Raw genomic sequence first — 15,454 nt, 5'->3', positions numbered from 1 at the left:
AGGTTGCGTTCCTGACGACGTGCCGTGGCACAGACCTATTCAAACCGAAACGCCAACCGCTTGTTTGTCAGCCTCGACAGCTGCTGCAGGCGGCCGTCCAGGCGCTCGCCGGCGAAATCGCGATATTCGGGAGGCACGACGAATTCGAGGTCGAGGTCCGGGCTCGACGATTTGCGGAAGGTCAGGTTCTTGACGATGCCGGGCATCGAGGCAGAGAAGAGGTAGACGACGCGCAGCATGCCGCCGAGCAGCTTGGCGCGCTCGATGAGCTGGGGCGTGGCAATCTGCGCCAGCGGACCGGTGGCGCCGTCGTCATGCAGGCCTTCGAAACGGTAATAGTTGGAAAGCGCGATAAAGGCGCGGCCGGGATGACTGATGCCGACGAAGGAAGAGTGGGCGATGACGTTCAGCGCCTGCAGGCCGCGATAGTCAGGATGGGCGCGCCAGCTGATATCGGCAAGCAGACAGGCGGCCTGGCGGTAGCGGCTTTCCTCTTCAGTTTCCTGGATGCCGAAAAGGGGCATCATGCGGCCGGTCCATTCCGCCAACTCGCGGGCATGCTCCGGCGAACGGGCACGCAGAATTGCCAGTTCTCCGGCGGCGGCAAGCAGCGGATCGGCGCGGCGCTCGGCCTCCGACAGCAGCGAATAGAGATATCCCTCGCGCACACCCTGCGCCGAGAAGGAAATCAGCGACGGCTTCATTGCACTCAGCACTTCCTTCATGGCGACGGCGCCGAAAGGCAGCAGCGAACGGCGGTGCTTGGAAACGGCCTGCAGTGCCGGCTCCCTGGAGTCGCGCGCGGTCACCACCTGGTCGAGGAACTGCATCATTCCTTCGAACGACACCTCATAGCCCTGCATCATGTGCAGCGGATAATGAGTGATTTCCATGTGCAGCTTGGCGATGTTTCGCCAGGTTCCGCCGACGGCGTAGAAGGTGCGCCCCTCGCCTTTCGACAGCAGCTTTGCCGTCTTCAACTGCTTGCGGGCAAAGGTCTGGGCCTTGGAGAGCGAACCGCCGGCATATTCCGACAGGCGCAGGCCGCCGAGCGGCAGCGTGATGCCCTTGCCGAACTCCTTGCCCTTGATATCGATCAGTTCCAGCGAGCCGCCACCGAGGTCGCCCGCAATGCCGTCAGGATTGTAGAAACCGCTGATGATGCCGAGCGAGGCGAATTTCGCCTCCTCCTCACCCGAGAGTACGCGGACCTTGCGTTTAAGGATGGTTTCCGCCTGATGAATGAAATCAGGACCGTTGCTCGCCTCGCGCGCAGCCGCCGTCGCCAGCACATACATGGTGGCAGCGCGGGCCTGGTCTGACAGAGCCTTGAAACGGTGCAGCGCCGCCAGAGCCCGCGCGACGCTGTCTTCGTCCATCTTGCCGGTAAGAGCGACGCCCTTGCCGAGGCCGCAGAGGACCTTTTCGTTGAACAGGACGGTTGGCGAACGGGACATGCCTTCGTAGACGACAAGACGAATCGAATTCGATCCAATATCGACGACGGAGACCGGGGCGATCCCCGGAAGGCGCCCCTGGGCTTCAGATTCAACCATTTAGGTCCAGTTTTACTTGTTGTTGCGGCCTTCGAGCAGGCCGGCGATCAGCTTCGGCGCACTGGACTTCAGAGCTTCACCACGGCCCGACAGGCTCGGATTGGTCATGAAATACTGCTGCGCATTGAACGGTTCTTCGCCCCTGCGCACTTCCATGCGTCGCGACGTACCGTCGGGCAATATCTCGTAGCTTTGTTGATTGTCAATCACGTTGCCGAGCATAATCTGTGACAAGACCTGCTCGTGAACAGTCGGATTCGTCAACGGAACCATGGTTTCGACACGGCGATCGAGGTTTCTCGGCATCATGTCGGCCGAGCCGATGTAAACCAGCGCCTTGTCGGACGGCAGGCCGTGGCCATTGCCGAAGCAGAAGATGCGGCTGTGCTCGAGGAAGCGGCCGACGATCGACTTGACGCGGATCTTTTCCGAAAGGCCGGGCACCTGCGGACGCAGGCAGCAGATGCCGCGCACGACGAGGTCGATCTCGACGCCGGCATGGCTGGCGCGATAGAGCGCGTCGATGATGTCGGGGTCGACAAGCGAATTCATCTTCATCCAGATCGCGGCCGGCGCGCCGTTCCTGGCATGCTGAATCTCTTCCTCGATGTGGCGCAGGATGCGCGGGCGCATCGTATAGGGCGAGATCGCGAGCTGCATGCCCTGCTCCGGTTCGCCGTAGCCGGTAATGAAGTTGAAGATGTTCGCCATGTCGTGGGCGATGACGGGATTGCAGGTGAAATAGGACAGGTCTGTATAGATCTTCGCGGTGATCGGGTGGTAGTTGCCCGTTCCGAGGTGGCAATAGGTTCGCAGCTTGCCTTCCTCGCGCCGAACGACCATCGACATCTTGGCGTGGGTCTTGAGCTCGATGAAGCCAAAGACGACCTGCACGCCGGCGCGCTCGAGATCGCGCGCCCAGCGGATGTTCGCCTCTTCGTCGAAGCGGGCCTTGAGCTCGACCAGCGCCGTCACCGACTTGCCGGCTTCGGCGGCGTCGATCAGCGCGCGGACGATCGGGCTGTCGTTGGAGGTGCGGTAAAGCGTCTGCTTTATCGCCAGGACGTCAGGATCGCGCGCAGCCTGGAGAAGAAACTGGACCACGACGTCGAAAGATTCGTAGGGGTGATGGACGACCATGTCCTTTTCGCGGATGGCGGCGAAGCAGTCGCCGGCATGTTCGCGGACGCGCTCGGGAAATCGCGCATTGTAGGGGGCAAACCTGAGATCTTCGCGAGGCGCCTTGGTAATCTCGGACAGGGTGTTCAACGCCAGAAGGCCCGGCAGAACGGCGACGCGATTATCAGGGATATTGAGCGCCTGGACGACGAACTGACGCAGCGAGGCCGGCATTTCCGAGTCGGTCTCGATGCGGATGACCTTACCGCGGCGGCGGCGTTTCAGCGCCGTTTCGAAGAAGCGGACGAGATCCTCGGCCTCTTCCTCGACTTCGATATCGCTGTCGCGGATGACGCGGAACGTACCGGAGCCCTGCACCTCGTAACCCGGGTAGAGCCGGTGGATGAAGATGTTGGCGACATCTTCCAGCGTGATGTAGCGGATCGTGTTTCCATCATCCGGCAGACGGACGAAGCGGTCGAGCGCCACCGGCAGGCGCAGCAGCGCCGTCATCGGCTCGCGGCCATTCTTGCTAACGAGCTGCAGACCGATCGAGAAGCCTAGATTCGGAATGAAGGGGAACGGGTGGGCAGGATCGATCGACAACGGCGTCAGGACCGGGAAGATCGCCTGTTCGAATTCGGCGGCCAGCCACTGGCGGTCGGCATCGCTCAAGGCGCCGGGGCGTACGATCAGGATGTCTTCCTTGGCGAGATATTGTTGCAGGACGGCCAGCGAGGCCTGCTGCTCCATCTGCAGATGGTCGATCTCCTGCAGGATCGAATCGAGCTGCTCGGCCGGCGTCTTGCCGTCGGGACTGCGGATGGCGATGTTCTGGCGTACCTGGCCCTCGAGGCCGGCGACACGCACCATGAAGAATTCATCGAGGTTGGCGGCCGAGATCGACAGGAAGCGGACGCGCTCGAGCAGCGGATGCTCGGTATTCAACGTTTCTTCCAGGACACGGCGGTTGAATTGCAGCCAGGAGAATTCTCGGTTGATGAAGCGCTCGGGGCTCTTGAGCAGCTCTTCCAGCGGGGGGGTGTTGTCGTTGATTTCCGGAGTGAGTTCCTGATGTTCTGCGACTGCGCTATCCATGGTCCGCTTACCCCGTTTTCAATCGCCAAAGGCAATTATATCAGTTTGACGACGGAACTGTGACAGTCAATCGGCCGGTTCCGAATTTCCCAATTCATTCAATACTTCGGCAGCAAGAGACCGGGTGATTTTGGTGCCTCGCGACAGGGCCAGCCGGTCAAGCCTTTCGACGATCGTCTGGGCCGCGTTCAGCGACCGCTCCATCCGGTTCACGATATAGAGCACGAGTTTGTCATCTATATAAAGCTGCCGGTCGGCGAAGAGCTTGACGATCACCTGCGACAACAGCGCCTCATCGGGTTCGCCGATCTCGACGACGGTTGCCGCTTTCAGGCGCGAGCGCAGATCGGGCAGCAAAACTGGCCACGACATCGGCCAGAGGCGGCTGGTGATCAACAGGCTGGTGCCGTTTTCGCGCACGCTGTTGATGACATGGAAGAGCGCGTTGTCGTCGAAGCCGAGGCGGTCGGCGTCCTCGAACAGCACCGGGCCGGCGGCGGCGGCAACCGCGGCGTCCGAGCCAAGCTCGGGATGGATGTCGACGGCGCCGCTCAATTCCCGCCAGATGCGGGCGAGATGTGATTTTCCCGAGCCGACGGGGCCGGCGAGCACGACAACCGGTGATGGCCATGCCGGCCAGGCATCGACGATCGAAACGGCGGCGGCAAGACGCTCCGAGATCAGGAGGTCGTCGCGCCCGCTTGCGGCATCGTGCGAAAAGACCAGCGGCAGCTGCTCTCCGGCTTTGCGCTTCGGATCAGCGTTCTTCACGTCATTCATTGGGAACTGATTTCGTCTTCCGGGCGCGGCCACTGAGCGACCCGCCAAAATAAAGATCGCTCTGAAGGTAGCGTGAAAGCGCGAAACGAACAAGGACGCCGACGGCGGCGGCGGCCGGCACCGCGACCAGAAGCCCTACGAAACCGAAGAGCGCGCCGAAGGCAAAAAGCGCAAACATCAGCCAGACCGGATGCAGGCCGACGCTCGAGCCGACGAGCTTCGGCTGCAGAATGTTGCCTTCTAGGAACTGGCCACTGAAGAAGACGACGAGCACCAGGCCGATCCAGGGATAATCGGGCCAGAATTGCACAAGCGCCACGCCGATGGCGAGCACGAGGCCAACCATCGAGCCGACATAGGGAATGAAACTGATCATGCCGGCGAAGAGGCCGATCAGCAGGCCGAAATTCAGCCCGACAAGAGAAAGGCCGACGGCATAATAGATGCCGAGGATGAGGCAGAGCGAGCCCTGGCCGCGGATGAAACCGGCGATCGCCTGGTCGATCTCCTTGGCGATCTGGCGGACATCGCCGACATAGTCGCGCGGGATCCACTGGTCGACCTTGGCAACCATACGGTCCCAATCGAGCAGGATATAGAAGGCGACGACGGGGGTGACCACGAGCAGCGATATGACGTCGACGATCGCCTTGCCCGAATTCCAGATCTGCGCGAAGAGCCCGGTGAGGAAGCCCATGCCCTCCGACAGGATGCCGGAGAGATTGTCCTTGATCGTGCCCATCTGGTTCTCGACCCAGTCCGGCAGCAGCGAATTCTGCGCCTGCGTGATGAACTGCTGTAATTGGCTGATATAACCCGGCAGACGCTGAGCGAAATCGTTGAACTGGCTGATGAGCACCGGAATGAGGATCATCAGCGCCAGCGTGAAGACGATGACGAAGGCGACGAGAATGCCGATGGTCGCCATCATGCGGCTCAGACCCAGGCGTTCAAGCCGGTCAGCCACCGGATCAAGGAAATAGGCAATCGCCATGCCGGCGATGAAGGGCAGCAGGATCGAGCTGAAGACATAAAGGAAGACGATGAAGAAGACGAGCACTACCAGCCAGAAGAAAATCTGACGCTTGAGACTGTTGCCGCTGACATGCTGTGGCATCGCTTCCCCGCTGATCACTCGCCGCCGCCAAACGCCGCACCCGAACCGGAGCGGCCATTCAGCACATAGGATGCAGGCGCAAAGATGGTCAACCCTGTCGTGCCAAATCCCCGAAAGGCTGGAGGAAGACGCGGGAAATTGGGGGCTTTTGCCATGCAACGCTTGCATAAACGCCCCTGTCATGCAATTGCGACCGGCAGATGACGCGGCACGTTTGCCGCTTGAAATAGCCATCGGAGACCAGCATGAGCCAGTCTGGGAAAAACGGCCTGACATATAGCGATGCGGGCGTCGATATCGATGCCGGAAACCTCCTCGTCGAGAAGATCAAGCCGGCGGTGCGCTCGACGCGCCGTCCCGGCGCCGACGGCGAGATCGGCGGCTTCGGCGGGCTCTTCGACCTCAAGGCCGCAGGCTTTACCGATCCGGTTCTCGTTGCCGCCAATGACGGCGTCGGGACCAAGCTGAAGATCGCGATCGATGCCGACTATCACGACACCGTCGGCATCGACCTGGTCGCCATGTGCGTCAACGATCTCGTGGTGCAGGGCGCCGAGCCGCTGTTCTTCCTCGATTACTTCGCGACCGGCAAGCTCGACCCCGACCAGGGCGCGGCTATCGTCGGCGGCATTGCCGCCGGCTGCCGCGAGGCCGGCTGCGCGCTGATCGGCGGCGAAACGGCCGAGATGCCCGGCATGTATTCCTCCGGCGACTACGACCTCGCCGGCTTTGCCGTGGGTGCTGCCGAACGCGGCAAGCTCCTGCCATCAGGCGATATTGCCGAGGGCGATGTCATCCTCGGCCTTGCCTCCTCCGGCGTCCATTCCAACGGCTTTTCGCTGGTGCGCAAGATCGTCGAACTGTCCGGCCTCGACTGGAGCGCAGCCGCACCGTTTGCCGAAGGCCGGCTGCTCGGCGAAGCCCTGCTCGAGCCGACCCGCATCTATGTGAAGCCGCTTCTGAAGGCGATCCGTGAGACCGGCGCCATAAAGGCGCTGGCGCACATCACCGGCGGCGGTTTCCCGGAAAATATTCCGCGCGTCCTGCCGAAGCACCTGGCGGCCGAGATCGATCTTGACGCCGTCAAGGTTCCGCCGGTGTTTTCGTGGCTCGCCAAGACGGGCGGCGTCGAATCCAGAGAAATGCTGCGCACCTTCAACTGCGGCGTCGGCATGATCGCCGTCGTCGCCGCTGAGAACGTCGCGGCGGTGTCCGAGGCACTCGAAGCTGAGGGCGAGACTGTCATCACGCTCGGCCGCATGATCGTCCGCGACGAAGGCGCTGCCGGCACGGTCTACAAGGGTACGCTTGCCATATGAGCTCGCCGCGCAAACGCGCCGTCGTCTTCATATCAGGCAGCGGCTCCAACATGATGGCGCTGGTTGCGGCGGCGAAAGCAGCCGACTACCCGGCCGAGATCGTCGGGGTGATCTCCGATAAGGCGGATGCCGGCGGGCTTGCCAAGGCTGATGCCGAAGGCATTTCCACCTTCGCTTTTCCCCGCAAGGACTACGCCAGCAAGGATGCGCATGAGGCGGCGATCTTTTCGGCGCTCGACGAGCTTAAACCCGATATTCTCTGCCTGGCAGGCTACATGCGGCTGCTGACGGCGACATTCATCCAGCGTTACCAAGGCCGGATGCTCAACATCCACCCTTCCCTGCTGCCGCTATTTCCCGGCCTGCATACGCATCAGCGGGCGATCGACGCCGGCATGCGGATCGCCGGCTGCACGGTGCATTTCGTCACCGAAGGCATGGATGAGGGGCCGGTGATCGGCCAGGCGGCTGTGCCGGTTCTCTTGGGCGATACGGCCGAAAGCCTTGCCGCGCGCGTGCTCACCATCGAACACCAGATCTATCCGCAGGCCTTGCGGCTGTTTGCCGAAGGTCGAGTGGCGATGGAAGGCGGCAAAGCCGTCGGCGCGGAGGCCGCGACCGCCGCACCCAAGGCTCAACTGATTTCGCTCATCGGCGACCGAGCTTAAGCCGCCAAAGCCCTTAACGGATGGAGGGTGCCGTCGCTGTAGACGAAGCGACCGGCGCGGAAGGTGGCGCGGATGCGATTGATATCGCCCGGCTCGACCACGACGAGATCGGCGCGCTGGCCGACGGCGATCTCGCCGCGATCCGACAGGCCGGCGGAACGGGCCGCATTGCCGGTCGCCATGGCAACGGCTGCCGGCAGGCCGCCTTCCACCATGTCGGCAAGCTTGAAGATGCCGGGCACGAAGGCAGCCGGATGGTAATCGGCGGCGATGACGCTGAGCAGCCCGGCCTTGGCGGCGTCGAGCGCGCTGAGATTGCCCGACATAGACTGGCCGCGCAGCGCGTTCGGCGCACCCATCAGCGTCCAGAGACCGCGGCGGCGCGCCTCTTCCGCTGCAGCTGCGGTGACGGGAAACTCGCTGATGGTGACGCCAAGATCGTGCATCTCGGCGACTTTTTCGACGCTGTCATCGTCATGTGAGGCAAGCGACAGCTTGTGCCTCAGCGACAGCGCGACGATCTCCTTCAGCTTGGCCTCGATGTCCGGATTGTTGCGCATGGCGATGCGCTTGGCGACGATCTCCGCGGCCATGTCCTCGGAGATGGCGCGGCGCTCGGAAATGCTGAGGATGTAGCTCTGCAGGTTGTTGTACTGGCCCTGGCCCGGCGTGTGGTCGGTCAGGGAGACCATGTCGATCTGGTCGGCATTCAGCAGGCGCTCAAGCGCGGGAGCTGCCCCGACATTGGTGATTTCGTAACGGGCGTGAACGCGGTGATCGATCAGCAGATCATCCCGCAAGCGATTGATGCCCTCGATCACTGCGGAGGTGGTCTCCAGCGAACGGACATGGCCGTAGACGCTCTCGGTCGCAAAGGAGACGGCGGCAAACGCCGTCGTGACACCGGCGGCGGCAAGCTTCTTGTCGAGTTCGTGGATGCCGAAATCGATCGGCATCGTCGCGTTTGGCCGTGGGGCGATCTCGCGCTCGATCATGTCGCCGTGCAGATCGACGAATCCGGGCATCAGCAGCCGCCCGCCGCCATCGATGGCAGCACCGGCGACCGGCTCCGGCCTGATCTCGGCGATGGCGCCATCCTCAACACGCACGGAACCTTCACTCACCACCTCGTTTGGGAGAACGAGGGTGAAATTGCTGAGCCACATGGGCTTTCTCCTGACCGCATCCGAGATTGACAAACCGCAGCGGATAGAACCGCTTCGTGACAGTCGTATGAAATTTCCAACGTTGTCACCTTAAAGCTGAAACTTGCGCTTTGGAATTGGTTGGATGCGCTCGCCCCTCGGATTCACGGCCATAGATCCAGCCGGCGCCTGTCCAGGAGCCAACGCCCCTGGTTACCGCGTTGACTAGTTATAAAATAACTAGTAACACTATGACTATGAAAACGATCAAACGCTCTCCAATCGCGCTCGCCGTCCTTGCAATGCTCATGGAAGAACCGCTGCATCCGTACCGAATGCAGCGACTCATCAAGGAGCGCGGCAAGGACGAGGTGATCAATGTCACGCAGAGGGCGAGCCTTTATCAAACAATCCAGCGGCTCGAACGCGAGGGTTTGATCACCCCGCAGAAAACAGTTCGGGATGACAAGCGTCCCGAGCGGACCGTGTACGAGATAACCGAGAAGGGCCGCGAGATCGCGCTGGAATGGATGCGGGCGATATTGTCGACCTTAACGCGGGAATATCCGGAATTCCCCGCAGCCATGTCATTTCTTCCTCTGCTTACGCCTGATGATGTGGCGAGCCAGCTTGAGCTCAGAGCAAAAGCCATCGAGTCAGAACTTCGCCGGATAGACGAAGTCCTGCAGGAAGCGCAGGCCGTTCCAAGGCTCTTCCTTCTCGAGATGGAATATCTCCGAGTGCTTCACGCAACCGAATTGTCCTGGGTCAACAGCGTTGTCGGGGACCTCAGCGCCCAGCGCATTACCTGGACAGAGGAGTGGCTGAGGCAGATCGCCGCCAAGTTCTCCATCGACCCCAAACTCGACCAGGATTAGCACCATGAAGGTTTTGATTATCGGCGCCGGGACTGGCGGTCTAGCACTCGCACATCTGCTTAAGCAGGCTGGGGTTTGCATAGCGGTGTATGAGCGCGACCTTGCGCCGAACACCAACAGCGGTGGTTATCGCGTTGGCATCAGCCCGGCTGGAAGCCGAGCGCTGAAAGCCTGTATCCCCGGTGAACTCTACGATCTCTATGTCGCCACCTGCGCCAGGTCGCCGCGCTATTTCAACATGCTCACTGAACAGCTGGGCGAAGTGCTGAGCTTCGATATCGATGATGCAGGCCCGAACGCTCTCGACGATGAAAGGAATGTTATTCGAAAGACGCTGAGGCGGGTTCTGCTCAGGGGACTTGAAGATGACGTCTTCTTCGGGAAAGCGCTTCAAGGTTACTCAAATAACGCCGACGGGTCGGTCACCGCCAGCTTTCAGGATGGAAGCCTCGCGACGGGAGATGTGCTGGTGGGCGCTGACGGCACGAACTCCGCGGTACGCAGGCAACGCTTGCCGGAAGCGCGTTTGGAAGACACCGGAATCGTATCGCTCGGGGGCAAAATTCCTATGACGGTCGAGACGAAAGCTCTGCTGTCGGACAAAATGTTCAAAGGCATGTCGCTGATTATGGCACCGATGGGCTTCGGCGCAATCATTCACTCGCTCGAGTTCGTCGACAGCCGAAGCGACCCTAGTGTCGCTGCTCGTTGGCCGGATTTCGTCGAGGCACTCGACGAGGACAGCATCGGCTGGGGCATATGGGGCGCTCGGCAGAATTGCCCGCGGGATCCGGCCGGCCTGAGCGGCGAACAATTGAGAGAGCTGGGGCTGGAGCTCGCTCGGGACTGGCATCCGCATTTGCGTACTCTGATCCGCATGACGGAGCCGTCGACGATCCGCGATATCAAGGTGAGGACCTCGGTCCCGCTGACGCCTTGGACGAGTTCGAATGTCACTTTGCTCGGTGACGCCGTCCATACGATGACACCCGGACGAGGCGCGGGCGCCAATACAGCGCTTCGCGACGCCGCTCTGCTTGGACGCATGCTGGTCGAAGCGGACCAGGGACGAAAGCCGCTCGTCGAAGCCATACATGCCTACGAAGTCGAGATGCTTCGCTACAGTACCGAAGCAGTCCGAGAATCGAAAAAGCAGATGGATGCCGGCGATCTGGCCCATCGGCCGATTGTCGGCAGACTTCAGCTCGCTGTCATGCGCGGCGTGATGCGCATCATCAACGCGATGCCTGCACTCAAGCGGCGCGCCTTTCGGCAGATGATGCGAGTTCGCGGGGAAAACTAAGACGGTCGCGGATCATCTCGATCCGCCCGAGGCAACTTGACGAACCAGGCCTCCATCGCCCTGCCCGCTATCGAAGTTTGCCCCTGTTCAACAGTGCCCACTGTAGAAGCACGATCGTTTTGGCGTCGAAGATCTCGCCGGTTTCGATCATCGCCGCAGCCTCGTCGAGCGGGGTTTCGAGGACCTCGATATCCTCGTGTTCCTCGTCCAGACCGCCGCCTTCCGCCACGCGGTCGGCAGTGTCGATGAGGGCTGCGAAGAAGTGGACGACTTCGGTGATGGCACCCGGCGAGGTATAGGACTTGAACAGGAAGCGCGCATCGCGCAGGCGATAGCCGGTCTCCTCCATCGCCTCGCGACGGATCGCCGCTTCGGGATGGTCATCGTCGAGAAGGCCGGCCGGCACCTCGATCATCCAGGCGGGATCGCCGTTGAGATGGACGGCAAGGCGGAACTGGCGGACGAGAACGACGAGGTCGCGCTTGGGATCATAAAGCAGGATGCAGGCAGCGGGCGTGCGGTGATAGATCTCCCGCTTCAGCCCTTGGGTTGCGCCCTTGCGGTCGATATAGTCGAGCAGATAGCTGCTCAGCCGCGTCCACCCATTCGACAGTGTTTCTTCGCTGACGATCTTCACCCGGGATTTCGGCTGCATCATGCTGGGTCCCTGCGAAGCCAGACCTTGTTGTCGTGCACGGCCGCCCCACCATAGGGCGCGACAGGGTCGGCGCCAGTCAAGACATTGATACCCTCGCCGTCGACATGCGCCTTGTTTGGCCAAAGCCCCTCGGCGATCAGCACGCCGGATTTCACCTCGGTGGTGACGCGGGCGTGAATGCGCAGATCGCCGCGGCTATTGCCGATGCGGACGAGATCGCCATGGGCGATACCGTTGGCTTCGGCGTCGGCTGGATTGACCATCACTTCAGGGCGGCCCTCCTTCTGGCGAGAGGTCTTGGTCTCGGAGAAGCTCGAATTCAGGAAGTTGCGCGCCGGCGACGTGGCGAGCCGGAAGGGATGCTCAGGATCGGCGACTTCGATGACATCGACCTGATCCGGGAAGGGCGGAAGTTCGGCATGTGGCCCGAGCGCGCCGATAGAAACCGGCGGCTTGTTGGGAGCCGGCTGATTGATCCAGTCCGGGCGGAAATGGAACTTGCCATCCGGATGGGCAAAGCCGTTCAGATAATGCGCCTCCTCGAAAACGGGCTGGCGATCGAACCATTTGTATTCGAGGAAATGGTCGTAATCCGGCAAGCCACTCGATTCGAGAATGCGGTCGACCATTTCGCGGGCAGTGAAGCCGAAGCCGGGGCGATCGGCGACACCGAGGCGTTTGGCCAGTTCCTCGATGACGAAGAGATTGGTGCGCACGGTTGGCGGCGGCTCGACCAGCTTCGGCCCCAGCAGGATATGGTTCTGGCCGCCGGCCCGGTAGATGTCATCGTGCTCGACGAACATCGTTGCCGGGATGACGATATCGGCGACCTCGGCCGTCTCGGTCATGAACTGCTCGTGGACGGCAACGAAAAGATCGTCGCGGGCAAAGCCGCGTCTGACGAGGCGCTGCTCGGGCGCGATGTTTGCGGGATTGGTGTTCTGGATCAGCATTGCCGTCACCGGGCCGCGATGGCGTAGCGCCACCGGATCGCCGGTCAGGACGCGGCCGATCTGCGACTGATCGAGCATGCGGATATCGGCATCCTTCATCGACCGGCCGGTCAGTTCGGCGCTGTTCATGCGGAAGATGTCGCTGTTCGAATGGAAGGCACCGCCGCCCTCATATTGCCAGGAGCCGAGAACGGTGGCGATCGAGGCAGCCGCATGCATGGCGACCGCGCCGTTGCGCTGGCGAGTGAAACCATAACCCAGGCGGAAGAAGGTTTTCTTCGTCGTGCCGACGAGGCTGGCAAAGGCTTCGATCGCCTCGACAGAAAGGCCGGTGATGGCAGCGGCCCATTGCGGCGTCTTGGTTTTCAGATGCGCCTCGAGACCGGCGGGATCATCGGCATATCTCGCCATGTATTCACAGTCGGCGTAACCGTCGCGGAAAGCGATGTGCATGACGGCGCAGGCGAGTGCGGCATCGGTGCCCGGTTTGACGATCAGCGCCATGTCGGCCTGCTTCATCGTCGGATTATCGTAGATGTCGATGACGACGATCTTCGCGCCGCGCTCCTTGCGCGACTTGATGGCGTGGGTCATCACGTTGACCTGCGTCGAGACCGCGTTGGTGCCCCAGATGACGACGCAATCGGTGCGGCCCATCTCGCGCGGATCGGGACCGCGCAGCGTGCCAGTCGCCATGGTGAAGCCGGTCCAGGCGGGGTTGGTACAGATCGAGGAGAAGAAGCCGGAGTAACGCTTGGCATGACGCAGGCGATCGTTGGAATCGCGCTGCACCCAGCCCATGGTGCCGGCGTAGAAATAGGGCCAGATCGCCTCGCTGCCGTCCCTTGCCTCGGCCTTCACAAAGGCTTCGGCGATCTCATCCAGCGCATCGTCCCAGGAAATCTGCTGCCACTGCCCTGCCCCTTTGGCGCCGGCGCGGCGTAGAGGATGCATTAGGCGGTCGGGATGGTAGAGCCGCTCGGCGTAGCGGGCGACCTTGGCGCAGATGACGCCGGACGTGTAAGAATGGTCATTGGCGCCGCGCACACGGCCGATGCGGCCATCCTCCGATATATCGACCTCCAGCGCGCAGGTGGAGGGACAGTCATGCGGACAGGCGGTGTGGCCCACCCTTTTGTCCGGCTTGGATGATTTGGCGTGGATGGGGGTCGCAATGTTCATGGCATTTGTATATTCCAAGGCTTGCACGGCCAAAAGCCACAAAAATTCCCCATGACGCGAATTCATACGGACATCAGCAAAAATGAACTACCGCCACATCTATCACGCGGGCAACTTTGCCGATGTGCTGAAACATGCCGTGCTGACGCGGCTGATCCGCTACATGCAAAAGAAGGATGGCGGATTCCGCGTGCTCGACACGCATGCCGGCATCGGGCTCTACGACCTTTCCTCCGAAGAAGCGCAGAAAACCGGCGAATGGGTCGATGGCATCGGCAAGCTGATGGAGGCAGACCTCGGCCCTCAGGTTTCCGAACTGCTGGAGCCCTACCTCTCGGCAATCCGCGAACTCAATCCTGAGGGCGGCATCCGTTTCTATCCCGGATCGCCGAAACTTGCGCGCATGCTGTTCCGGCCGCAGGACCGGCTGTCGGCGATGGAACTGCATCCCGAGGACTACGTCAGGCTGCACCGGCTGTTCGAGGGCGATCACCATGCCCGCATCACCGAGCTCGACGGCTGGCTGGCGCTCGGCGCGCATCTGCCGCCGAAAGAGAAGCGCGGCATCGTGCTCGTCGATCCGCCCTTCGAGGAAGAGGACGAATATCAGCGCCTGGCCGAGGGGCTGGAAAAGGCCTATCGGCGCTTTCCCGGCGGCACCTATTGCCTGTGGTATCCGCTGAAGAAGGGCGCGCCGATCAAGGAATTCCACGAGACGCTGCAGGCCCTCGACATCCCGAAAATGCTCTGCGCCGAACTCACGGTTCGCAGCGACCGCGGCATTACGGGACTGACGGGCTCAGGCCTCGTCATCGTCAACCCACCTTTCACGCTGAAGGACGAGTTGCACCAATTGCTGCCCGCATTGAAGGACCATCTGGCGCAAGACCGTTTCGCCTCGCACCGTGCCTTCTGGCTGCGCGGAGAGAACAAGGCCGTCAAGGACGATTGACCGCTTAAGCTGCTTGCGGAATAGTCCGCGCCGCAGCTCCACAATCTCATCAGGTGTCCCCCATGAAGCTCCTTTGTTCGCCCGCCTCGCCCTATTCCAACAAGGTGCGGATGGCCGCGCATTTTCTGAGCCTGGAGTTGAACGCCATTCGGGTCGACACCAATACCGCACCGGCAATCCTGGTGGACAATAATCCGCTCGGCAAGATCCCGACGCTTCTGACCGATGACGAGGTCTCGATATACGACAGCGTGGCGATCATGCATTATTTCGACCGGCTGACGAAGGGCGGGCTCTACCCTTCCAAGAAGGGCAAGCGCACGGATGCGGAAATCCTCGAGGCGCTCTGCGACGGCATCTGCGATTGCCTGCTGGCGATCGTCTACGAGCGGCGCTTCCGCGACGAGGAAAAGGTTCACCAGCCGTGGATCGACCGGCAATGGAAGAAGGCGACGAGCGGTCTCGCTCATCTCAGCGCCAATCCGCCGAAGCTCGGCAAAAAGCTCAACGGCGGACATTTTGCACTGGCGGCCACGCTTGATTATCTCGAGTTGCGCTTCAAGGACCAGTGGGAAGCCGATCATGCGCCGCTGACTGACTGGCTGCGGCAGTTCGACAAGAAATTCCCTGCCCATAGCGAGCTCAAGTCCCAGGGCTGAGCGCTTCAGAACAATGAGCAGACAGCAAAAAGCCGGGCGACGTGCCCGGCTTCTTTATGTCAGTATG

Annotated in this window: 13 protein-coding genes; 6 read left to right on the top strand and 7 right to left on the bottom strand. The window is 61.5% G+C overall.

Annotation, left to right across the window (positions count from 1 at the left end; genetic code table 11):
* Window positions 1–35 precede the first annotated feature (35 nt).
* The 4 genes from ppx to ACD590_RS06525 all read right to left on the bottom strand — a co-directional run bounded on the left by ppx (window position 36) and on the right by ACD590_RS06525 (window position 5,670).
* A complete protein-coding gene (gene ppx, locus ACD590_RS06540; RefSeq protein ID WP_018241494.1) occupies window positions 36–1,556 on the bottom strand; it encodes an exopolyphosphatase in 1,521 nt (506 codons plus the stop codon).
* 12 nt (window positions 1,557–1,568) lie between these two features.
* Window positions 1,569–3,773 (bottom strand): RNA degradosome polyphosphate kinase, encoded by a 2,205-nt coding sequence (locus tag ACD590_RS06535; RefSeq protein ID WP_018241493.1) that lies wholly within the window; start codon window positions 3,771–3,773, stop codon window positions 1,569–1,571.
* Between the two features lie 66 nt (window positions 3,774–3,839).
* Window positions 3,840–4,553 carry a DnaA regulatory inactivator HdaA gene (gene hdaA, locus ACD590_RS06530; RefSeq protein WP_018241492.1) on the bottom strand — a complete coding sequence of 238 codons (714 nt, stop codon included), beginning with the start codon at window positions 4,551–4,553 and terminating at the stop codon, window positions 3,840–3,842.
* Window positions 4,546–5,670 carry an AI-2E family transporter gene (locus ACD590_RS06525; protein WP_018241491.1) on the bottom strand — a complete coding sequence of 375 codons (1,125 nt, stop codon included), beginning with the start codon at window positions 5,668–5,670 and terminating at the stop codon, window positions 4,546–4,548. The genes hdaA and ACD590_RS06525 overlap by 8 nt, the downstream gene beginning before the upstream one ends.
* Before the next feature lie 245 nt (window positions 5,671–5,915).
* On the opposite strand from ACD590_RS06525, the gene purM reads away from it, so the two are divergent.
* Window positions 5,916–6,989, top strand: coding sequence for a phosphoribosylformylglycinamidine cyclo-ligase (gene purM / locus ACD590_RS06520; RefSeq protein ID WP_018241490.1), 1,074 nt, complete (start codon window positions 5,916–5,918; stop codon window positions 6,987–6,989).
* The gene (gene purN, locus ACD590_RS06515; protein WP_018241489.1) at window positions 6,986–7,657 is read left to right on the top strand and encodes a phosphoribosylglycinamide formyltransferase; all 672 of its coding nucleotides are present in this window, start codon (window positions 6,986–6,988) and stop codon (window positions 7,655–7,657) included. Before purM ends, purN begins: the two co-directional genes overlap by 4 nt.
* Here purN and ACD590_RS06510 read toward each other — a convergent pair.
* Window positions 7,654–8,823 (bottom strand): alpha-D-ribose 1-methylphosphonate 5-triphosphate diphosphatase, encoded by a 1,170-nt coding sequence (locus ACD590_RS06510; protein ID WP_018241488.1) that lies wholly within the window; start codon window positions 8,821–8,823, stop codon window positions 7,654–7,656. The two genes, purN and ACD590_RS06510, sit on opposite strands and share 4 nt — an antisense overlap.
* A gap of 236 nt (window positions 8,824–9,059) precedes the next feature.
* Between ACD590_RS06510 and ACD590_RS06505 the strand changes: the two genes are divergently transcribed.
* Together ACD590_RS06505 and ACD590_RS06500 are read left to right on the top strand one after the other, a co-directional pair.
* Window positions 9,060–9,680, top strand: a complete 621-nt coding sequence (locus ACD590_RS06505; protein WP_245484456.1) for a PadR family transcriptional regulator — start codon at window positions 9,060–9,062, stop codon at window positions 9,678–9,680.
* Window positions 9,681–9,684: 4 nt separating this feature from the next.
* A complete protein-coding gene (locus ACD590_RS06500) occupies window positions 9,685–10,983 on the top strand; it encodes an FAD-dependent oxidoreductase (protein WP_018241486.1) in 1,299 nt (432 codons plus the stop codon).
* A gap of 67 nt (window positions 10,984–11,050) precedes the next feature.
* Here ACD590_RS06500 and ACD590_RS06495 read toward each other — a convergent pair whose 3' ends face one another.
* Both ACD590_RS06495 and ACD590_RS06490 read right to left on the bottom strand, forming a co-directional pair.
* The gene (locus tag ACD590_RS06495) at window positions 11,051–11,641 is read right to left on the bottom strand and encodes an NUDIX domain-containing protein (RefSeq protein WP_018241485.1); all 591 of its coding nucleotides are present in this window, start codon (window positions 11,639–11,641) and stop codon (window positions 11,051–11,053) included.
* Window positions 11,638–13,842: a molybdopterin-containing oxidoreductase family protein gene (locus ACD590_RS06490; RefSeq protein WP_439002331.1), complete on the bottom strand. Its 2,205-nt coding sequence runs from the start codon at window positions 13,840–13,842 to the stop codon at window positions 11,638–11,640. The genes ACD590_RS06495 and ACD590_RS06490 overlap by 4 nt, the downstream gene beginning before the upstream one ends.
* 16 nt (window positions 13,843–13,858) lie before the next feature.
* On the opposite strand from ACD590_RS06490, the gene ACD590_RS06485 reads away from it, so the two are divergent.
* Together ACD590_RS06485 and ACD590_RS06480 are read left to right on the top strand one after the other, a co-directional pair.
* Window positions 13,859–14,728 carry a 23S rRNA (adenine(2030)-N(6))-methyltransferase RlmJ gene (locus ACD590_RS06485; protein ID WP_018241483.1) on the top strand — a complete coding sequence of 290 codons (870 nt, stop codon included), beginning with the start codon at window positions 13,859–13,861 and terminating at the stop codon, window positions 14,726–14,728.
* Between the two features lie 62 nt (window positions 14,729–14,790).
* Window positions 14,791–15,387 carry a glutathione S-transferase family protein gene (locus ACD590_RS06480; RefSeq protein ID WP_018241482.1) on the top strand — a complete coding sequence of 199 codons (597 nt, stop codon included), beginning with the start codon at window positions 14,791–14,793 and terminating at the stop codon, window positions 15,385–15,387.
* The last annotated feature ends 67 nt before the right edge of the window (window positions 15,388–15,454 follow it).

The organism is Rhizobium sp. 862_C5_N1_2 (genome assembly GCF_051811205.1).
Taxonomy (GTDB): Bacteria; Pseudomonadota; Alphaproteobacteria; order Rhizobiales; family Rhizobiaceae; genus Rhizobium; species Rhizobium leguminosarum.
The sequence above is the reverse complement of the archived record's forward strand: the minus strand, read 5'-3'. Positions and strand labels throughout refer to the sequence as shown.

Coding starts and splice junctions, on each gene's coding strand:
- ppx (WP_018241494.1), bottom strand. CDS start 1,556: ATGGTTGAATCTGAAGCCCAGGGGCGCCTTCCGGGGATCGCCCCGGTC.
- ACD590_RS06535 (WP_018241493.1), bottom strand. CDS start 3,773: ATGGATAGCGCAGTCGCAGAACATCAGGAACTCACTCCGGAAATCAAC.
- hdaA (WP_018241492.1), bottom strand. CDS start 4,553: ATGAATGACGTGAAGAACGCTGATCCGAAGCGCAAAGCCGGAGAGCAG.
- ACD590_RS06525 (WP_018241491.1), bottom strand. CDS start 5,670: ATGCCACAGCATGTCAGCGGCAACAGTCTCAAGCGTCAGATTTTCTTC.
- purM (WP_018241490.1), top strand. CDS start 5,916: ATGAGCCAGTCTGGGAAAAACGGCCTGACATATAGCGATGCGGGCGTC.
- purN (WP_018241489.1), top strand. CDS start 6,986: ATGAGCTCGCCGCGCAAACGCGCCGTCGTCTTCATATCAGGCAGCGGC.
- ACD590_RS06510 (WP_018241488.1), bottom strand. CDS start 8,823: ATGTGGCTCAGCAATTTCACCCTCGTTCTCCCAAACGAGGTGGTGAGT.
- ACD590_RS06505 (WP_245484456.1), top strand. CDS start 9,060: ATGAAAACGATCAAACGCTCTCCAATCGCGCTCGCCGTCCTTGCAATG.
- ACD590_RS06500 (WP_018241486.1), top strand. CDS start 9,685: ATGAAGGTTTTGATTATCGGCGCCGGGACTGGCGGTCTAGCACTCGCA.
- ACD590_RS06495 (WP_018241485.1), bottom strand. CDS start 11,641: ATGATGCAGCCGAAATCCCGGGTGAAGATCGTCAGCGAAGAAACACTG.
- ACD590_RS06490 (WP_439002331.1), bottom strand. CDS start 13,842: ATGAATTCGCGTCATGGGGAATTTTTGTGGCTTTTGGCCGTGCAAGCC.
- ACD590_RS06485 (WP_018241483.1), top strand. CDS start 13,859: ATGAACTACCGCCACATCTATCACGCGGGCAACTTTGCCGATGTGCTG.
- ACD590_RS06480 (WP_018241482.1), top strand. CDS start 14,791: ATGAAGCTCCTTTGTTCGCCCGCCTCGCCCTATTCCAACAAGGTGCGG.